At 59.7% G+C, this 16924-nt stretch carries 19 protein-coding genes; 11 read left to right on the top strand and 8 right to left on the bottom strand.

Annotated elements, in window-relative coordinates:
* Window positions 1-78: 78 nt before the first annotated feature.
* Both ACZ5RT_RS14400 and ACZ5RT_RS14395 read right to left on the bottom strand, forming a co-directional pair.
* Entirely contained in the window at window positions 79-1500 is a 1422-nt protein-coding gene (locus tag ACZ5RT_RS14400; RefSeq protein WP_464452910.1) for a heavy metal sensor histidine kinase, read from the bottom strand.
* Window positions 1501-2184 carry a heavy metal response regulator transcription factor gene (locus ACZ5RT_RS14395; RefSeq protein ID WP_089958025.1) on the bottom strand — a complete coding sequence of 228 codons (684 nt, stop codon included), beginning with the start codon at window positions 2182-2184 and terminating at the stop codon, window positions 1501-1503.
* A 210-nt stretch (window positions 2185-2394) separates the two neighbouring features.
* Here ACZ5RT_RS14395 and ACZ5RT_RS14390 point away from each other — a divergent pair, with 210 nt between their 5' ends.
* From ACZ5RT_RS14390 to ACZ5RT_RS14365, 6 genes are read left to right on the top strand one after another with little or no spacing between them, the layout of a single operon-like run.
* Window positions 2395-2661: a hypothetical protein gene (locus ACZ5RT_RS14390; protein WP_228769235.1), complete on the top strand. Its 267-nt coding sequence runs from the start codon at window positions 2395-2397 to the stop codon at window positions 2659-2661.
* Complete coding sequence (locus tag ACZ5RT_RS14385) at window positions 2658-4091, top strand: TolC family protein (protein ID WP_464452909.1); 1434 nt, start codon at window positions 2658-2660, stop codon at window positions 4089-4091. The genes ACZ5RT_RS14390 and ACZ5RT_RS14385 overlap by 4 nt, the downstream gene beginning before the upstream one ends.
* Window positions 4092-4106: 15 nt before the next feature.
* Window positions 4107-5519 (top strand): multicopper oxidase family protein, encoded by a 1413-nt coding sequence (locus tag ACZ5RT_RS14380; protein ID WP_089958022.1) that lies wholly within the window; start codon window positions 4107-4109, stop codon window positions 5517-5519.
* Between the two features lie 21 nt (window positions 5520-5540).
* Entirely contained in the window at window positions 5541-6035 is a 495-nt protein-coding gene (locus tag ACZ5RT_RS14375) for a cupredoxin domain-containing protein (protein WP_100117898.1), read from the top strand.
* Between the two features lie 26 nt (window positions 6036-6061).
* On the top strand, window positions 6062-6544 hold the full coding sequence (locus tag ACZ5RT_RS14370) for a DUF411 domain-containing protein (RefSeq protein WP_464452908.1): 483 nt from the start codon (window positions 6062-6064) through the stop codon (window positions 6542-6544).
* Window positions 6545-6551: 7 nt separating this feature from the next.
* Window positions 6552-6896 (top strand): copper-binding protein, encoded by a 345-nt coding sequence (locus ACZ5RT_RS14365; RefSeq protein WP_464452907.1) that lies wholly within the window; start codon window positions 6552-6554, stop codon window positions 6894-6896.
* Window positions 6897-7344: 448 nt separating this feature from the next.
* Here ACZ5RT_RS14365 and ACZ5RT_RS14360 read toward each other — a convergent pair whose 3' ends face one another.
* Window positions 7345-8856 (bottom strand): CoA-acylating methylmalonate-semialdehyde dehydrogenase, encoded by a 1512-nt coding sequence (locus tag ACZ5RT_RS14360; protein ID WP_464452906.1) that lies wholly within the window; start codon window positions 8854-8856, stop codon window positions 7345-7347.
* A gap of 138 nt (window positions 8857-8994) precedes the next feature.
* Here ACZ5RT_RS14360 and ACZ5RT_RS14355 point away from each other — a divergent pair, with 138 nt between their 5' ends.
* Window positions 8995-9936 (top strand): LysR family transcriptional regulator, encoded by a 942-nt coding sequence (locus ACZ5RT_RS14355; RefSeq protein ID WP_291926751.1) that lies wholly within the window; start codon window positions 8995-8997, stop codon window positions 9934-9936.
* Window position 9937: 1 nt separating this feature from the next.
* Window positions 9938-10339 (top strand): YkvA family protein, encoded by a 402-nt coding sequence (locus tag ACZ5RT_RS14350; protein WP_291926749.1) that lies wholly within the window; start codon window positions 9938-9940, stop codon window positions 10337-10339.
* A gap of 4 nt (window positions 10340-10343) precedes the next feature.
* Here the strand turns inward: ACZ5RT_RS14350 and ACZ5RT_RS14345 are convergent, their stop codons facing one another.
* The 3 genes from ACZ5RT_RS14345 to ACZ5RT_RS14335 form a co-directional block, all read right to left on the bottom strand.
* Window positions 10344-10982, bottom strand: coding sequence for a MarC family protein (locus ACZ5RT_RS14345; RefSeq protein ID WP_108427922.1), 639 nt, complete (start codon window positions 10980-10982; stop codon window positions 10344-10346).
* A 148-nt stretch (window positions 10983-11130) separates the two neighbouring features.
* Complete coding sequence (locus ACZ5RT_RS14340) at window positions 11131-11598, bottom strand: MaoC family dehydratase (RefSeq protein WP_291926745.1); 468 nt, start codon at window positions 11596-11598, stop codon at window positions 11131-11133.
* The gene (locus ACZ5RT_RS14335; RefSeq protein WP_291926743.1) at window positions 11598-12344 is read right to left on the bottom strand and encodes an SDR family oxidoreductase; all 747 of its coding nucleotides are present in this window, start codon (window positions 12342-12344) and stop codon (window positions 11598-11600) included. The genes ACZ5RT_RS14340 and ACZ5RT_RS14335 overlap by 1 nt, the downstream gene beginning before the upstream one ends.
* Before the next feature lie 81 nt (window positions 12345-12425).
* Between ACZ5RT_RS14335 and ACZ5RT_RS14330 the strand changes: the two genes are divergently transcribed.
* Together ACZ5RT_RS14330 and ACZ5RT_RS14325 are read left to right on the top strand one after the other, a co-directional pair.
* Window positions 12426-13028, top strand: coding sequence for a DsbA family protein (locus ACZ5RT_RS14330; protein ID WP_464452905.1), 603 nt, complete (start codon window positions 12426-12428; stop codon window positions 13026-13028).
* 28 nt (window positions 13029-13056) lie between these two features.
* Window positions 13057-13746 (top strand): dienelactone hydrolase family protein, encoded by a 690-nt coding sequence (locus ACZ5RT_RS14325; RefSeq protein ID WP_464452904.1) that lies wholly within the window; start codon window positions 13057-13059, stop codon window positions 13744-13746.
* A gap of 264 nt (window positions 13747-14010) precedes the next feature.
* Here ACZ5RT_RS14325 and ACZ5RT_RS14320 read toward each other — a convergent pair whose 3' ends face one another.
* Both ACZ5RT_RS14320 and hemB read right to left on the bottom strand, forming a co-directional pair.
* A complete protein-coding gene (locus tag ACZ5RT_RS14320; protein ID WP_464454222.1) occupies window positions 14011-15156 on the bottom strand; it encodes a magnesium transporter CorA family protein in 1146 nt (381 codons plus the stop codon).
* 32 nt (window positions 15157-15188) lie between these two features.
* Complete coding sequence (gene hemB, locus ACZ5RT_RS14315) at window positions 15189-16193, bottom strand: porphobilinogen synthase (protein WP_108428027.1); 1005 nt, start codon at window positions 16191-16193, stop codon at window positions 15189-15191.
* A gap of 302 nt (window positions 16194-16495) precedes the next feature.
* On the opposite strand from hemB, the gene ACZ5RT_RS14310 reads away from it, so the two are divergent.
* Window positions 16496-16924, top strand: a complete 429-nt coding sequence (locus ACZ5RT_RS14310; RefSeq protein WP_291926733.1) for a CopD family protein — start codon at window positions 16496-16498, stop codon at window positions 16922-16924.

Raw genomic sequence — 16924 nt, 5'->3', positions numbered from 1 at the left:
GTTTGCGCCCGCTGCGGCGGTTGTTATGAATCGGTACAGCGCGATCCGGCCCTCTCTTGTTCACGCAAAAGGCGTTATTCAGGGCCGACTAAGTAGTTCAGTCGCTTGCCTCATCCTTGCTTGAAGCCCTGGAAAAACAAGCCTGAATCGAGTCCACTCCTGGTCTGAAGTAACCGAGATCGCCCCGCCATGGGCCTCGACGATGGCTTTGGTAATCGACAGCCCCAAGCCTGCCCCGTCAGAAGCTGGGTGCCTGCGTGCTGAGTCTGCGCGATAGAAGCGCTCGAAGACTCTCTGCTGGACATCCAATGGAATCTCCTTGCCCGTGTTTTTGACAGTGACTTCAATTCCACGCGACGAACTTTCGATTCTGACGCCCACGACACCGCCGACTGGTGCATGCCTGAGCGCATTGGATAGGAGGTTGCTCAAGGCACGTCTGAACATCAAACGATCGCCATAGATTCGCCCATCACCTTCCACGCTCATCAAGATGCGTTTTTCGTCCGCAACGGCTTCATAAAATTCAACGAGTTCGCGAGCTCCTTGTGCTGCCGAGAAGGACTCCTTATGGGGCAGGTCTACCCCCCGCTCTGTCTTGGCGAGGAATAGCATGTCTGATACCACCCGAGCCAAACGCTGCAATTCCTCTGCGTTGGACGCCAGCGTATCTTGGTATGTCTTAAGGTCGCGTTGGGTGGACAGCGTCACCTGTGTTTGGGTGAGGAGATTGCTGATGGGTGTGCGAAGTTCATGTGCCAAATCCGCCGCAAAATCAGCAAGCTGTTTGAAGTCGTTCTGCAGGCGACCCAACATCTCATTGAGTTCCCTTGCCAAATCTGCCATTTCAATCGGGACGGCATCCTCGGGCATGCGCTCTTGCAACTGTTGGCCTGTCACTGCAGCGGCGCGACGTTTCATTGCGCGCAGCGGAGACATGCCTTGATGAGCCGCGAACCAAGCCAAGAATCCGCTTAGAAGAATGGCCAGCACAGCATAGATCGCAATGCTGCGCCAGAGCTCCCTCATGAATTCTTGGTGGTGCTGCGTATCGACGGCGAGTGATATTTGGAGCGGCCCGGCCATTCCCTGAACCATGCCAGCAGTAAAGCTCATCTCATGGAACTCGCGACCGCCACTCCTCCAAGACTGAAGCCCGTGGCCGTCGTCATTCGTGCTGAATGATGCTTGCGTAGTCTGGCCGCTGTATCCGTTGGTCTGGTACAACTTTTCACCCTGCGGTCCTTTGACCAGAGCGTAAAGGCCGTGGTGATGGCTCAATGCTTCGTTCAGGCGACTGCGAGCTTCTTCATGGGATCGAGAACTGGCCAGAATGCCCTCGATCAGGTGCTTTTTATCATCCAAGGCGGCGCTATCGAGGTCGACGAAGTGCCTATCAGCCTCTACCATGAAAAGAAGCGCCAAGCCCAGGATGACCGAACTGGCCAGCGCTATAAAAAAGATGGTGAGGCGGGATGTCAGTGACAGCCTGCGAAACATCTAGCGACCCTCCGGCGCTTCGAGCACGTAGCCCATGCCGCGTACAGTTTGGATCAGCTTGAACTGGTGATCATCATCGATCTTGACGCGCAGACGCCTCATGGCCACCTCGATGACGTTAGTGTCGCTGTCGAAGTTCATGTCCCAAACCTGAGAGGCGATCAGCGACCTGGGCAGGACTTCTCCCTGCCTACGCATCAGCAGTTCTAGCAATCCAAACTCCTTGGCGGTGAGATTAAGGCGCTTGCCGTCTCGGGTGACGCGGCGGCGTAGCAGATCAAGTTGGAGGTCTGCCACCTGCAAGATCGTGGATTCGGTGCCACTACGACCGCGGCGCACAATGGTGCGAACTCGGGCCAAGAGCTCGGCAAAGGAAAACGGCTTGACGAGGTAATCGTCGGCGCCTAATTCAAGCCCCTTCACGCGATCTTCCACCTGATCGCGGGCGGTGAGAAACATGGCTGGCACTTGTAGGCCTTCATGACGTATCGCCTGCAGGACCTCCCAACCGTTCATGCCCGGCATCATCACATCCAGGATCGCGAGATCGTAGTTACCGCCAAGAGCTAGGTGAAGGCCGTCGGGCCCATTTCTGGCCAAGTCCACAACGAAACCGGCCTCGATCAGTCCCTGGCGCAGATATGCCCCGGTCTTGGGCTCATCTTCCACAATCAAAATTTTCATTGGCAACTGACCCTCTATGGCAGACCTGAGTATGACGACTTCCATTTGTTGCGATGGCAAGATGACAAATATGTAATCTTTTCGACATCGTGCTGACGACTTGGTATTTTAATAATTCCCCCTATCTATGTTACCGATCACATTGAGGAAACCATGCTCGTCAGACGTTCACTATTATTCGCACAGACATGTCTCGCCCTGAGTTGTGCCATGTTAGCTGGTGTAGCCGCGGCCCAAGCCACCAGCGAGCCCGTGAAAAATCTTTCGGTGGTGGAAGTTGAGTACAAGTCTGCACTTAGTGACTTCCGCCCCTATAACGACCAGGCCATTCAGTCATGGGTCAAAGCCAACGACTTGGTAGGTCGTATTGGAGGCTGGCGCAGCTATGCCAAGGAGGTCGCGACAGGTGAGGCCCTGAAGGACGCCTCTGACGTGCCTGATACGCAATCTGGTCATCATGGGGGAGTCAAGCCATGAAGCGCATCCCAAGCACCTCGCTAGGGAAACTGGCGCTATCCGCGATCGCCTTGGCCACGCTTGCCGGTTGCGCCACTGTTAGCCTCGAACAAAACGTTGCCCGGGTGAACGAGGAGGCCAAGAGTTTTGCCGAAGGGCAGATTTCTCTCGCGCGGACTGCCGATGAGCGCGAACAGCGTGCGCAGGCGGCCCAGAAGCTGCTTCAAAACATTCTGGGTCAGCGCGAGGCGGTCCAGCTGGCGCTCGTCAACAGCCCATCGCTCCAGGCGTTGCTGGCTCAAGGTTGGGCGGAGTCCGCAGATGCGGCACAAGTGGGCAGGATTGCAAACCCGGTCTTCTCCCTGGAACGCATGGTGGCCGGTGATGCGCTGGAGTTAAACCGTGCGCTTTCCTTTGGTCTGCTCGATATTCTGACCCTCCCTAGTCGCCAGGGAATCGCCAACCGTCGCATCGAAGTGGCCCATCTGCGACTGTCGAGTGATGTGGTCGACCAGGTCACCCGCGTGCGCCAGGCATGGGTCCGCGCCGTGGCTGCCCAACAGACGCTTCAGTATGCCAAGCAGGTGTATGAAAGCGCTGCAGCGAGTGCCGAACTGGCTCGCAGGATGCAGGCCATAGGCAACTTCAATCGCCTCACACGGGCTCGTGAGCAGGCCTTCTATGCGGACGCAGGGACCCGATTGGCAACAGCAACTCACCAAGTAACTGCTGCCCGCGAAGAGTTCGTACGCGTACTCGGTCTGGATGCCCAACAGGCCCAGATGCTCAAACTGCCGGACCGCTTGCCTGAACTACCCAAACAGGCGCTCGATCCGCAGGGCGTTGCGACGTTTGCTACGCGTAACCGCCTCGACATCCGTCTTGCCCAAAGCACACTGGATGCTTCCGCCAGAGCCCAGGGTTTGAACATGGTCACCAGCGTCACCGACATTGAACTGAGGGCCATGCGCAACACCAGCACGAACAGCGTGGCGGGTGAGCGCAGCGTAGCGCGAGGGTATGAAATCGCGGTACGCCTGCCCATCTTTGATTGGGGGGGCATGCAGCGCGATGCCATGAACGCACGCACCTTGGCCGCAGCCAATCAGCTTGAGGCGACCGTCCGCTCGGCGGGTTCAAGCTTGCGAGAAAGCTACTCCTCCTATCGCACGGCTTATGACATTGCACGGCACAACCGGGACGAGGTGATACCGCTTCGTAAGGTGATCTCAGAAGAGAACCAACTGCGCTACAACGGAATGATCATCGGCATCTTCGAGTTGCTGGCGGACTCACGTGATCAGGTCTCTACGGTCATGGCTGCGATCGGAGCCGAGCAGCAGTTTTGGCTAGCGGATGCCGCGCTACAAGCCTCACTGGTCGGGCGACCGATGAACACTCCGCTGGCAGCCATGCCCAGTGCGCCAGCCGGTGGCGCTGCGCCTCATTGAATGAAAGATACAACGATGACTTCCAGAAGAGACTTTTTCAAGTACGCCGGGATTGCTGGTGGTGCCGTGGCCGCCAGCGCGGTCAGCCGCGTGGCGATGGCCGCTCTGCCTGAGCCTGTAATACAGACCAGCCCTAACACCATGGCGCCGCTTGTCCCCAACAGCGGACGCGCCTACAACCCGGTGGTGACGCTGAATGGATGGACTTTGCCATGGCGCATGAATCAAGGCGTCAAGGAATTTCACCTGGTCGCCGAACCAGTAGTGCGGGAAATGGCCCCTGGCTTTAAAGCCCATCTCTGGGGCTACAACGGCCAGAGCCCGGGGCCCACGATTGAAGTGGTCGAGGGCGATCGCGTGCGGATCTTCGTGACCAACAAGCTGCCAGAGCATACCTCCATTCACTGGCACGGGCAGCGCCTGCCCAACGGCATGGACGGTGTGGCCGGACTGAACCAGCCGGCTATTCCCTCCGGCAAGACGTTTGTTTACGAGTTCGTCGCGCGCCGGCCTGGCACCTTCATGTACCACCCGCATGCTGATGAGATGACACAGATGGCCATGGGCATGATGGGCTTTTGGGTGACCCATCCTAAGGTCAAGAATGATCTGATTGATGAGGTCCAGCGAGACTTCTGCTTCCTACTCAACGCCTATGACATCGATCCGGGCAGCTACACCCCCAAGATCATGACAATGCTGGACTTCAACCTGTGGAGCTGGAATAGCCGGATATTTCCAGGCATTGACAGCCTCAATGTTCGCCTGAACGACAAGGTGCGTATTCGCATTGGCAATCTGACGATGACGAACCACCCCATACATTTGCACGGCCATGAGTTCCTCGTCACTGGTACGGACGGTGGCCCGACACCCAAGAGCACCCGCTGGCATGAAGTGACGACCGATGTGGCCGTCGGTCAGATGCGACAGATCGAGTTTCTGGCAGATGAGGAAGGGGACTGGGCCTTCCACTGTCACAAAAGCCATCACACCATGAACGCCATGGGCCATAACGTTCCGACATTGATTGGTGTGGATCACCGTGGCATCGCCAAGAAGATCAATAACCTGATTCCAGACTACATGGTCATGGGTGAGCGTGGTATGGCCGACATGACTGAGATGGAAATGCCCATCCCTGACAACACCGCTGCGATGATGACTGGCCAAGGCCCCTTCGGATCGGTCGAAATGGGTGGCATGTTCAGCGTTCTGAAGGTCCGCCGTAATCAAAAGCCGGGGGACTACAAGGACCCGGGTTGGTACAAGCATCCCGAAGGCACGGTAGCCCATGAGTACACCGGGCCGTTGACTGAACCAGCGCGCTTCAAGGCGGAGGGTGGGCAGTCCATGCCTCGCGCCCAGATGCCCGCCAAGACGACCGAAGTCAAGGTGCGCAAGCCCTCATCACATAGCAATCACTGAATTTTTTTCCGGAGTTAACGAATGAAACCCAAGTACATCACTTCTCGCCAAATCTTTGTTTTGGTTGCTCTGACCCTGTCAGCGTCGGCTTTTGCGGCTGGAAAGCACGCCGGTGGGCATGGCCATGCTGACGAGGAAACCGCAATTGGCAAACCAGGTGTTGCCTCCAAGGTAACGCAGACCATCAATGTCGATATGACGGATAACATGCGTTACACACCCTCATCTATTCAGGTCAAGCAAGGAGAGACGGTCCGCTTTGTTGTCAAGAATCAAGGAAAGGTCAAGCACGAATTGAGTCTGGGCACCCAGAAGGAATTGCTCGAGCATCTGGAGCAGATGAAAAAATTCCCAGATATGGAACATGACGAACCTGGCAAAGTGACACTATCTCCAGGACAGCAAGGCGAAATTGTTTGGCAATTCACGAAGACTGGAACCGTAAATTTTGCCTGCTTGATGCCAGGCCACTACGAAGCTGGGATGAAGGGCGCGATCAAGGTTGGCAAGAAGTAATTTCATTACAGGATAGGGCTGCTGAAATGACTGACAAAAACAGTTCAAAAAATTCAACGAGGCGGTTGCTATTGTTGGGAATAGCTTCAATGTGCTCGTCCTCAATTGCTATTGCAGCCAGCCCAAACGCTATAGCTATACAAGTCTGGAAAGACCCTAACTGTGGCTGTTGCAAAGACTGGATTATTCATTTAGAAAAGAATAATTTTTCTTTGAAAGTAAACGGTCAAGGTAATAACGCAGCGCGGGCTCGACTGGGTATGCCTCAAAAGTTCGCTTCATGTCATACAGCTCTGGTCGGTGGATATGTGATTGAGGGGCATGTGCCAGCCGAAGACATTCAACGTTTACTCAAAGAAAAACCACAAGCGTTAGGTCTTGCCGTTCCGGGGATGCCTATCGGATCTCCTGGAATGGACGGTCCTGTCTACGGCGCAAGGCGTGACGCGTATCAAGTCTTGCTAATCCAAAAAGACGGATCATCAAAAGTTTTTAACTCTTACTCATGAGGAAAATATGAAAAATATTCAAACGAAAATTGCAATTGCACTATTGACCATTGGTGCGGCTCTTCCCTTAAGCAGTTTTTCCCAAGCTGTCATGGATCACAGCAAGATGAACATGTCTCAAATGACGCCGTCTTTAACCGACGGAGAGGTCAAGAAAATTGATCTCGAAACTGGCAAGGTCACGATCAAACACGGCGAAATCAAACATATGGATATGCCGGGAATGACAATGGTATTTACTGCTAAAGATAAGAGTTTATTGACCAACATCAAGCCAGGCGAAAAAATTAAGTTTATGGTGATCAATGAAGGTGGCAAGATGATCGTCACTGACATCCAGCTAGTTCAGTAAGAAAACGTCGCTGCATCGAAAATGTGCAGGGCTCCCTGTTCATTGGGCGTCATAGCCTGTTGTGCAAATTGGCCCATGCATCAATGGATCCTATCCGTCAGCACTGGATAGGATGTGTGGTAGCGGTCATTGGCCTATGACCGAACTGACCGGCTGCCGAGCCTGATGGTTAAAGATCGACCGACCGCTACTGGCAGAAAGCCCACAAATGACTGCGGGACACGACCGGCAGCAACCGCTACAAACAAGTCAACGTCTTAAAAGATGTGACCGGCTGCAATGGGTCGAAACGAGTCCCTCGAGCAGCTCACCACCGCAACAGCTCGGCACGCACGCTCACTTTCGTGAGCGCTGAACACTTCTCTAGACCCGCTAGGCAAGAAGCCAAAGAAATGGCCTCGCCACGCAGAAGCGCAACGAGGCCATTCACACTTGCAAGAGGTGATGATTACTTGGCAGTAGGCATCACAAATTCCGCACCCTTGCCAATCGACTCAGGCCAGCGCTGCATGATGGACTTTTGCTTGGTGTAAAAACGCACACCCTCTTCGCCATAGGCGTGCATGTCGCCAAACAGCGAACGCTTCCAGCCGCCAAAGCCGTGCCAGGCCATGGGCACCGGGATTGGCACGTTGATGCCGACCATGCCCACCTGGATGCGACGCGAAAACTCGCGGGCCACGTTGCCGTCGCGGGTGAAGCAGCTCACGCCGTTGCCGAATTCGTGGTCGTTGATGATCTGCACCGCGGTGGCGAAGTCGGGCACGCGCACGCAGCTCAAGACCGGGCCAAAGATTTCTTCTTTGTAGATCTTCATGTCGGTGGTCACGTGGTCGAACAGCGTGCCGCCCATCCAGAAACCTTGCTCGCAACCGGCACCGGCCTTTGCGCCGTCAAATTCGCGGCCGTCGACCAAGAGCTTGGCGCCTTCGGCCACGCCTGCGTCGATGTAACCCTTGATGCGCTGACGGGCCGCGTCGGTCACGATGGGGCCCATTTCGGCGGCCAGATTTTCGCCGTTGAGCACTTGCAGCGCTTTGGTGCGCTCGACCAGCTTGGGGATGATTTTGTCGGCCACATCGCCCACCAGCACGGCCACCGAAATCGCCATGCAGCGCTCGCCTGCCGAGCCGTAGCCTGCGCCGATCAGCGCGTCCACGGTCTGGTCGATGTCGGCGTCGGGCATGACGACCAAGTGGTTCTTTGCGCCGCCCAGGGCCTGCACGCGCTTGCCGTGGCGGGCGCCGGTCTCGTAGATGTAGTTGGCGATCGGTGTGGAGCCGACGAAGCTGATGGCTTTCACGTCGGGGTGCTCCAGCAGCGCGTCCACGGCTTCCTTGTCACCTTGCACCACGTTGAACACGCCGTCGGGAAGACCGGCTTTTTTCAGCAGGTCGGCGATGAAGAGCGACGGGGTCGGGTCGGTCGGGCTGGGCTTCAAGATGAAAGTGTTGCCCGCTGCAATGGCGACCGGGAACATCCACATGGGCACCATGACGGGGAAGTTGAAGGGCGTGATGCCCGCGACCACGCCCAGGGGCTGGCGCATCGTCCAGTTGTCGATGCCGGTGGAGACTTGCTCGGTGTAGTCACCCTTGAGCAGCTGCGGGATGCCGGTGGCGAATTCGACGATGTCGATGCCGCGACTCACTTCGCCTTGGGCGTCGGTGAACACCTTGCCGTGCTCGGCGGTGATCATGTGGGCCAACTCGTCTTTGTGGGTGTTCAGCAGTTCGAGGAACTTGAACATCACGCGGGCGCGGCGCAGGGGCGGCGTGTCGGCCCAGGCCGGGAAAGCGGCTTGTGCTGCGGCCACCGCCTTGGCGACTTCAGCGCTGTTGGCCAAGGCCACGTTGCCGGTCACGGCACCTGTAGCGGGGTTGGTCACAGGTTGGCTGCGGCCCGAAGTGCCTGCGGCGACCTGACCGTTGATGTAATGGCCGATGGGGGAAATGCTCATGTGGGGCTTTCGTGTGGGATGTGGGAGCGCACCTGGGTGCGAGTGATTGCCTGCAACGGACTCAGTTTAGGCACCCCCGCCACCCGCCGCAATGCCTGAAAGTTGAATTGATTGTTCAAAATAGTGAACAATACAACGATGGAAGACCAAAAAATCACCACCCTCTGGACGCACTTGCACTGGCTGAGCGTGCTGGCCCAGCAAGGCAGTTATACCGCCGCTGCGGCTCGGTTGGGGGTCAGCAAGGCGGCCATGAGCCAGCGCATCGCCGAATTGGAGCGCGCCGCCAAAGTCACCCTGGTGCAGCGCACCACCCGCAGCTTGCGCCTGACCGAGGCGGGCCAAAGGCTGGTGGATGACACCCGCGCCGCGTTCGAGCAGATCGAGCAAAGCTTTGCCCAGGTGCGTGACCTGGCCGAGCAGCCTGGCGGCCTGGTTCGGGTCACCGCCCCCGTGGCGCTGGCGCGCCAACAGCTGGTGCCGCTGCTGGCCGAATTTCTGAAAGACTTCCCGGATGTGCGGATCGAGCTGGACCTGTCCGACCGCCTGAGCACCTTGGCCACCGAAGGCTACGACCTGGCCATCCGCCACACCGCCCGCCCGCCCGACACCCATGTGGCCTGGGCGCTGTGCGCCACCGAATCGGTGCTGGTGGCCACCCGCGCCTACTTGCGCAAACACGGCGAGCCGCAGACCCCTGCCGAGCTGCAGGCCCACAACTGCCTGCACTACCCCCGCTCGCAAGACACCCCGGCCTGGACGTTTGAGCCACGCCAGCTGTCTATCGCTGGCGAGCGCATCACCGTGCCCGTGTCGGGCAACTTTGCCGCCAACAACAGCGAAGCCCTGCGCGAAGCCGCCCTGACCGGCGCAGGCATCGCCCTCATGCCCGATTTCAGCGCGCAGACTGCCCTGCGCCAGGGCAAGCTGGTGCGGGTGCTGGCCGACTGGAAACCCGTGGGGGCCTTTGCTGAAACCATTTACGCCATCCGACCCTATGCACCACATGTACCTCGGGCGGTGGCGGCGCTGGTGGCGCATTTGCGCCAAGGGCTGGCGCAGGGCTTTGCAGAGGTTTGACATGCCATCGCTGAAAAACACCTTGTCTGCTGTCCGGACCTGGGCGCGCCGCATCCAGCGCGATGGCCTGATGTTGTGGTTTGCCTGCCGTGACCCGCGCACGCCGTGGTGGCTCAAAGGTCTGGCTTTTTTCGTGGTGGCTTATGCGCTCAGCCCGATTGATCTGGTGCCCGATTTCATTCCGGTGCTGGGCTATCTGGACGATGTGATTTTGTTGCCCGTGTTGATCTGGCTGGTGGTGCGGTATTTGCCGGAGCACATCGCGCTGGACTGTCGCCAGCAGGCCGACGGCTGGATGGCCGAGCGCCAAGCCAAGCCCGTCAGCTGGGCAGGCATGGTGCTGGTCTTGTCGGTGTGGTCCGCGGTGGCTTGGGCTGTGTGGCGCTATGTCACCGCGCCTTGACCGGTCAAAGGCCGCGTGCCAGCACCGGAAACAGCTTGTGCAGCCCGTCGGCCATCACCTCGACCGCCAGCGCGGCCAGGATCAGACCCATGAGGCGGGTCATGACGTTGATGCCGGTTTTGCCCAGGATGCGGGCAATCGGGGTGGCCAGTGAAAAGCACAGCGCCGTGGCCAGAGCAATGACCACGCCATAGCCGACCAGGGTGCCCAGTTGGGCGAAGTTTTTGGCTTTTTCGGCATAAATCACCACGGTGGACATGGTCGCCGGACCCGTCAGCAGCGGGATGGTCAGGGGCACCACGGCAATGCTGGCGCCCACGGCGGCTTTGGCTTCGGCGTCGTGCACTTCGTCGGCATTGGCGCGCGATTCGGCCGGTTGCGCGTTCAGCATCGACAAGGCCGCAGTTAGCAGCAACATGCCACCGCCGACCTGGAAGCTGGCCAGCGAAATGCCGAAGAACTCCAAAATCTGCAGACCCAGCAAAGCGCTGGCTGCGATCACCACAAAGGCAGAAAAGGACGACACCCAAATCGTTCTTTTGCGTTGGGCGCGGCTGAAGCCCTGGGTGTAGTGGATGAAAAACGGGACGATGGCCAGCGGGTTGACGATGGCCAGCAGGGTGATGAGCGGTTTGAAGTCCATCGCCCCATTGTGCCTTGGCGCAACTGGCTAAACCATGGAGGTCGCGGTGGCACGTTTCAGTGGGAGTTCGCCCCTGCGGCCGAATGCGCGTCGTGCCATTGCACACATTCGCGAGCAGGGGCTCGCTCCCACAGGGGTCGTGACCGCTTCAGTCGGCAGCAGCTGGCGAGCGGCGGCGGAACATGCCCCAGCCTTCCATGTGCAGCACCTTGTCGCCGTTCTGGTTGAACATTTCCCACAGGTTGCGCGTCATGCCCACGTCCGGGCGTTTGCCCATGGGCTTGGTCTCCAGCACGGTGCTTTGCAGGCGCAGGGTGTCGCCCGGGTAGACCGGTTTGAGCCACTTGATGCCTTCGAGACCTGGCGAGCCGAGGCTGGAGGTTTCGTGCAAAAAGTTGGTCACCATGAGCCGCATGGCCATGGCGCAGGTGTGCCAGCCGCTGGCCGACAGGGCACCAAACACCGAGGCCTTGGCCGCTTCGTCGTTCAGGTGAAAGGGCTGCGGGTCAAACTGGGTGGCGAAGGCGATGATCTCTTCGCGGGTGGGCGTGATGGTGCCCAGATCGCGCACCTGGCCCACAGCCATGTCTTCCCAGAAGTATTTGATCTCTGCCATCAACGGCCTCCCGAGATGTCCATAAAGCTCATGGTGGTGTAACTGGCCTTGTCCGACAGCAGCCAGACAATGCCTTCGGCCACTTCTTCGGCAGTGCCGCCGCGCTGGGCGGGCACCAGGTGCTGCAGGTCTTTCACGCGGTTGGGCAGACCGCCCGAGGCGTGGATCTCGGTTTCGATCAGGCCTGGGCGCACCGCGTTGACGCGGATGCCCTCGGCGGCCACTTCTTTGGACAGCCCGATGGTGAAAGCGTCGATCGCACCTTTGGCGGCGGCGTAGTCCACGTACTGGCCGGGCGCGCCCAGGCGGGCGGCGGCGCTCGACACGTTGACGATGCTGCCGCCTTCGCCGCCGTGCTTGGTGCTCATGCGGCGCACGGCTTCGCGGGCGCAGATCAGGCTGCCGATCACGTTGATGTCGAACATGCGCTTCCAACGGGCCACGCTCATCTGGTCCACACGGGCGGCCACATCGACCACACCTGCGTTGTTGACCAGGCCGTGCAGGCGGCCGAGTTTGGCGTCAATGTGCTCGAACATGCGCAGCACTTGCGCTTCGTCGGCCACGTCGGCCTGTACCGCCATGGCTTGCCCCCCCGAGGCGCGGATTTGGCGCACCACTTCGTCCGCCGCCAGCGAGTTGGCGGTGTAGTTCACAGCCACCGACCAGCCGTTTTGGGCCGCCAACAGGGCCGTGGCCGCCCCGATACCCCGGCTGCCGCCCGTCACCAACAAGACCTTGTTCATCGCGTATCTCCTGCAAAAATTCATGGATGCGGTTAAAACCGCTGCTTCGCTTGACGATTACACAACACACAAGGAGACCACATGGGTCGCACAGTGGACTATTACTTCGCCCCGCAAAGCCCCTGGGCTTATTTGGGCCACCAGCGCCTGGCCGACATCGTGCAGCGCACCGGGGCCTCCGTGCGGGTGATGCCGATCGACCTGGGCGGCAAGGTTTTCCCGATCTCGGGCGGTTTGCCGCTGGGCCAGCGTGCGCCACAGCGGCAGGCTTACCGCCTGGTGGAGTTGCAGCGTTTCAGCCAGCACCTGAATCTGCCTCTCAATCTGAAGCCCCGGTATTTCCCGGTCGGTGGGGACGATGCTGCGCGCCTGATCATTGCGGCCGATTTGGCTCAAGGTCCGCAAGCCGCCATGAAGATCGCGGGCGCGATTTTGGCCGCTTGCTGGGCGCAGGAGCGCAACATGGCCGACGACAAGGTGCTGGCCGAGCTGCTGGCTGAGCAGGGCTTGCCAGACCAGCTGATGGACACCTCCCGCAGCCAGGCGGTGCAGGAGCGCTACGAAAGCTACACCCAGGCGGCCATCGATGCGGGGGTGTTTGGTGCGCCCAGTTATGTGGTGGATGGCGAGATTTTCTGGGGCCAGGACCGGCTCGATTTTGTCGAGCGTGCGCTGGCCCGTTGAACTGACCTCTGTCTTGAAAGGAAAACACATGGGATCGATGATCGAACTGAAGTCGGCTGACGGCAAAGCCGTGCCCGCTTATGAGGCCCGCCCTGCAGGTGCACCCCAGGGTGCCGTGGTCGTGATTCAGGAAATTTTTGGCGTCAACAGCCACATCCGCGCTGTGGCCGATGGCTATGCCGCCGAGGGTTATCTGGCGGTGGCTCCGGCAGCCTTTCACCGCGTCAAGCCGGGTGTGGAATTGGGTTACACCGAAGCCGATATGGGCGAAGGCTTCGGCTACAAAACAGCGGCCGAGGCCTTGCCTGCGCCCGGCGTGATGCAGGACATCCAGGCGGCCATCGACCATGCCGCGCAGGCGTCGGGTGGCAAGGTGGGCATCGTGGGTTACTGCTGGGGCGGCTTGTTGACCTGGCGTGCGGCCTGCACCTTGAAAGGCCTGAGCGCAGCGGTGCCCTATTACGGCGGTGGCGTGACCACTGAAGCCGAAACCGCCCGCCAACCCAAGGTGCCGGTGCTGGCGCATTTTGCCGAAGAAGACCATTGGATTCCGATGGACACCGTGGCGGCTTTCCGCAAGGCGCACCCCGAAGTGACGGTCCACACCTATGCCGCTCACCACGGCTTCAACTGCGACCAGCGCGCTTCCTGGCATGCCCCTTCGGCCCAATTGGCCCGGGAACGCACGCTGGCCTTTTTTAAGCAGCATCTGAGCTGATGGGTTGTGGGCGGTCATATCCGCGCACGCGGGTATCCAGGGTAGGCGAAGTCATGGACCCCCGATCAAGTCGGGGGTGACGAACTTGGGATGTCATACCCGCGAATGCGGGTATCCAGAGTGGGCGAAGGCATGGGCCACCGATCGAGTCGGGGGTGACGAACTTGGGATGTCATACCCGCGCATGCGGGTATCCAGGGTGGGCGAAGGCATGGACTCCCGATCAAGTCGAGGGTGACGAGAAGGGTTGGTGGTGTTTGGCGCTTACTCGCCCGTGCGCGCCAGATACCGTTTGCGCCAGAACACCAAGCCCATGGTGGTGGCAATCGCCCCCATGCCGCCCAGCGTCCACCAAAAAGCGCTGGCGGTGTGCAGCCAGGGCATGAACTCGAAGTTCATGCCGAACACCGCTGCGATCAGGTTCAGTGGCAAGAAGATCGCGGTCAGTGCCGTCAAGGTCCGCATGATGTCGTTGGTGCGGTTGCCTTGGGCATTGAAGTGCATTTGCACCGCGGTTTCGGTGTTGTGCTCCAGGCGGCGCACATGGTGGACCACCCGGTCAATGTGCTCCAGCACATCCCGGCAGCGCACCTTCAGCAATTCGTGTTCGCGCAGGGCGGCCGGGTCTTCGTTGACCACCCAGTCGTCCAGGGTTTCGTTCCAATTGAGCATGGCCGTGTGCTGGTCATCGCACAGGTCTTCGAGTTGGTGCAACGCCAGTCGTGCTTGCAGCAAGGCGTCCCAGCGGCGAAAGCGTGCACCGGGGTGGAGCAGTTCGGCCTGCCAGTGGTCCAGCTGGCGGCTCAGTTCCCGTCTTAAATCCAGGTACGCGTCCACCATCTGGCTGACGATGCGCAGCATCATGTCGGCTGGGCTCATTGGGATGCCTCGAGCGCCTGCAGACCGGGGGTCGTGCGCCAGGGCCTTGTCGCCTGTCGCATTCAAAAGACGGCTGGCGTAGGCTTCTCGCACGGCGCAGTCGTCGGGGTGCACGCTCAGCAGCACCTTGTCGAACACCGCAAAGCCCACTGGGCTGGTGTCGATGCGCTGCAGGATGGGTGGACCGGGCCGCTTGATTGGTGAATGTTTGGCCTGGGCTTCCCTGTGCCGGGGCGCGGTGCCCGATTGCTGTGCCAGTCGGCGAAACACCAGCAGGTCGTAATGCGAAGTGAAGTCGTAGCGCGAGGGCAGTTGGCCGTTGAGCAAGTCCGACACATGCAGGTCCACCAGGCTTTGCCCCGTCAACTGCTGCAGGCAGGTCTGGATGGCAGGCACATGGCGCTCGAAGTGTTCGCGTGAAAAGGCCAGCCAGAGAAAGCCTTGTTCGGGCAAAGCCTCGGGCAGCGGGCTGTCAGGGCTGTGTGAAGGCCAGGCTTGCACCCGATTGCCCGCGATGCTGAACACCCGCAAACCGGGTGCGCCAGCGTGGAGGGGGGTCTCTTTCAATGGGCGGCGATCCAGCGTGCGGCGTCGCGGGCAAAGTAGGTCAGCACGCCGTCCGCGCCCGCGCGTTTGAAGGCCAGCAGGCTTTCCATCATGACCAGGTCGTGGTCCAGCCAGCCGTTTTGCGCAGCGGCCTTGAGCATGGCGTATTCACCCGACACCTGGTAGGCGAAGGTGGGCACCTTGAACTCGTCTTTGACGCGGCGCACGATGTCCAGGTACGGCATGCCGGGCTTGACCATCACCATGTCCGCGCCTTCGGCCAGGTCCATGGCGACTTCGCGCAGGGCTTCGTCGGTGTTGCCGGGGTCCATCTGGTAGACCTTTTTGTTGCTTTTGCCCAGGTTGCCGGCCGAACCCACCGCGTCGCGGAAGGGGCCATAGAAGGCGCTGGCGTATTTGGCGCTGTAGGCCATGATGCGGGTGTGGATCAGGCCGCGGGCTTCGAGCGCCTGGCGGATCGCGCCGATGCGTCCGTCCATCATGTCGCTGGGCGCGACCATGTCCACCCCGGCTTCTGCTTGCGTCAGGGCCTGCTGCACCAGCACCGCTGTGGTTTCGTCGTTCAGGATGTAGCCGGTCTCGTCGAGCAAGCCGTCCTGGCCATGGCTGGTGAAGGGGTCGAGCGCCACATCGGTCATCACGCCCAGCTCGGGGAAGCGTTTTTTGAGTTCGCGCACCACGCGGGGCACCAGACCGTCTGGATTCTTGGCTTCGCTGCCCGTGGGGTCCTTCAGGCTGGCGTCGATGACCGGGAACAGCGCCATGACCGGGATGCCGAGCTTGACGCAGTCTTCGGCCACGGGCAGCAGCAGGTCGAGCGACAAGCGCTCAACGCCGGGCATGGAGCCCACGGCCTGGCGCTGGTTTTGGCCGTCCAGCACAAACACCGGGTAGATCAGGTCGTGCGCTGTGACCCGGTGCTCACGCACCAGATTGCGGGTGAATTCATCACGGCGCAAGCGGCGTGGGCGGTTGGCGGGGAAGGGAGCGACAGGGTTCATGTTGAAAATTGTGCCTGAAGTCGCGCTCAAGCCAAAGCGGCCTTGGCCACCAGGGGTCTGGTCATGGCGCGCAGGCGACAACCAGCAAAATCAACATAAAAACCGAAATTCAACTTGTTAATGGTTTTGTTATTTGATAAATTCGCCTTGGGCAGCTTGCTGCCTCCCGCTTTTCCTCCCTGAGCGGGGCCCTGACGCGGTAACGCCAAAGGGCTTCCCACCCTCGGCCCCTGGCCGGGGGTTTTTTTTTGCCTGCGCGAGCCCCCAGGTCGTGATGGGCCATCACTGACTACACTTGAGCCATGCTCTGGATCAAAGCCCTTCACATCGTTTTCATCGCCAGCTGGTTTGCCGGCCTGTTCTACCTGCCGAGGATTTTTGTCAATCTGGCCATGGTGGAGCCAGGCTCCGTGGCAGAGCGCGCGCGTTTGCTGTTGATGTCGCGCAAGCTCTACCGCTTCATGACCATTTTGGCCATCCCCGCCTTGGCGCTGGGCTTGTGGCTTTGGCTGTATTACGGCATTGGCATGGGTTCGGGGCAGGGCTGGATGCATGCCAAGCTGCTGATCGTGTTGGCCTTGCTCGGTTACCACCACAGTTGCGGTGTCTTGCTGCGCAAGTTCGAGAGCGGCCAGATGCAGCGCAGCCATGTCTGGTTTCGCTGGTTCAATGAGGCGCCAGTTCTGATGATGCTGGCGGCCGTCATTTTGGTGGTGGTCAAGCCGTTTTAA

Source organism: Limnohabitans sp. TEGF003, assembly GCF_055395455.1.
This window is presented reverse-complemented; position numbering and strand designations above follow the sequence as displayed.

What these genes read in the sequence shown, in the direction of transcription:
- ACZ5RT_RS14365 (WP_464452907.1), top strand. Translation starts at nt 6,552, where the DNA reads ATGAAAAATATTCAAACGAAAATTGCAATTGCACTATTGACCATTGGT.
- ACZ5RT_RS14325 (WP_464452904.1), top strand. Translation starts at nt 13,057, where the DNA reads ATGGGATCGATGATCGAACTGAAGTCGGCTGACGGCAAAGCCGTGCCC.
- ACZ5RT_RS14345 (WP_108427922.1), bottom strand. Translation starts at nt 10,982, where the DNA reads ATGGACTTCAAACCGCTCATCACCCTGCTGGCCATCGTCAACCCGCTG.
- ACZ5RT_RS14330 (WP_464452905.1), top strand. Translation starts at nt 12,426, where the DNA reads ATGGGTCGCACAGTGGACTATTACTTCGCCCCGCAAAGCCCCTGGGCT.
- ACZ5RT_RS14335 (WP_291926743.1), bottom strand. Translation starts at nt 12,344, where the DNA reads ATGAACAAGGTCTTGTTGGTGACGGGCGGCAGCCGGGGTATCGGGGCG.
- ACZ5RT_RS14340 (WP_291926745.1), bottom strand. Translation starts at nt 11,598, where the DNA reads ATGGCAGAGATCAAATACTTCTGGGAAGACATGGCTGTGGGCCAGGTG.
- ACZ5RT_RS14360 (WP_464452906.1), bottom strand. Translation starts at nt 8,856, where the DNA reads ATGAGCATTTCCCCCATCGGCCATTACATCAACGGTCAGGTCGCCGCA.
- ACZ5RT_RS14400 (WP_464452910.1), bottom strand. Translation starts at nt 1,500, where the DNA reads ATGTTTCGCAGGCTGTCACTGACATCCCGCCTCACCATCTTTTTTATA.
- hemB (WP_108428027.1), bottom strand. Translation starts at nt 16,193, where the DNA reads ATGAACCCTGTCGCTCCCTTCCCCGCCAACCGCCCACGCCGCTTGCGC.
- ACZ5RT_RS14370 (WP_464452908.1), top strand. Translation starts at nt 6,062, where the DNA reads ATGACTGACAAAAACAGTTCAAAAAATTCAACGAGGCGGTTGCTATTG.
- ACZ5RT_RS14385 (WP_464452909.1), top strand. Translation starts at nt 2,658, where the DNA reads ATGAAGCGCATCCCAAGCACCTCGCTAGGGAAACTGGCGCTATCCGCG.
- ACZ5RT_RS14310 (WP_291926733.1), top strand. Translation starts at nt 16,496, where the DNA reads ATGCTCTGGATCAAAGCCCTTCACATCGTTTTCATCGCCAGCTGGTTT.
- ACZ5RT_RS14375 (WP_100117898.1), top strand. Translation starts at nt 5,541, where the DNA reads ATGAAACCCAAGTACATCACTTCTCGCCAAATCTTTGTTTTGGTTGCT.
- ACZ5RT_RS14350 (WP_291926749.1), top strand. Translation starts at nt 9,938, where the DNA reads ATGCCATCGCTGAAAAACACCTTGTCTGCTGTCCGGACCTGGGCGCGC.
- ACZ5RT_RS14355 (WP_291926751.1), top strand. Translation starts at nt 8,995, where the DNA reads ATGGAAGACCAAAAAATCACCACCCTCTGGACGCACTTGCACTGGCTG.
- ACZ5RT_RS14395 (WP_089958025.1), bottom strand. Translation starts at nt 2,184, where the DNA reads ATGAAAATTTTGATTGTGGAAGATGAGCCCAAGACCGGGGCATATCTG.
- ACZ5RT_RS14390 (WP_228769235.1), top strand. Translation starts at nt 2,395, where the DNA reads ATGTTAGCTGGTGTAGCCGCGGCCCAAGCCACCAGCGAGCCCGTGAAA.
- ACZ5RT_RS14380 (WP_089958022.1), top strand. Translation starts at nt 4,107, where the DNA reads ATGACTTCCAGAAGAGACTTTTTCAAGTACGCCGGGATTGCTGGTGGT.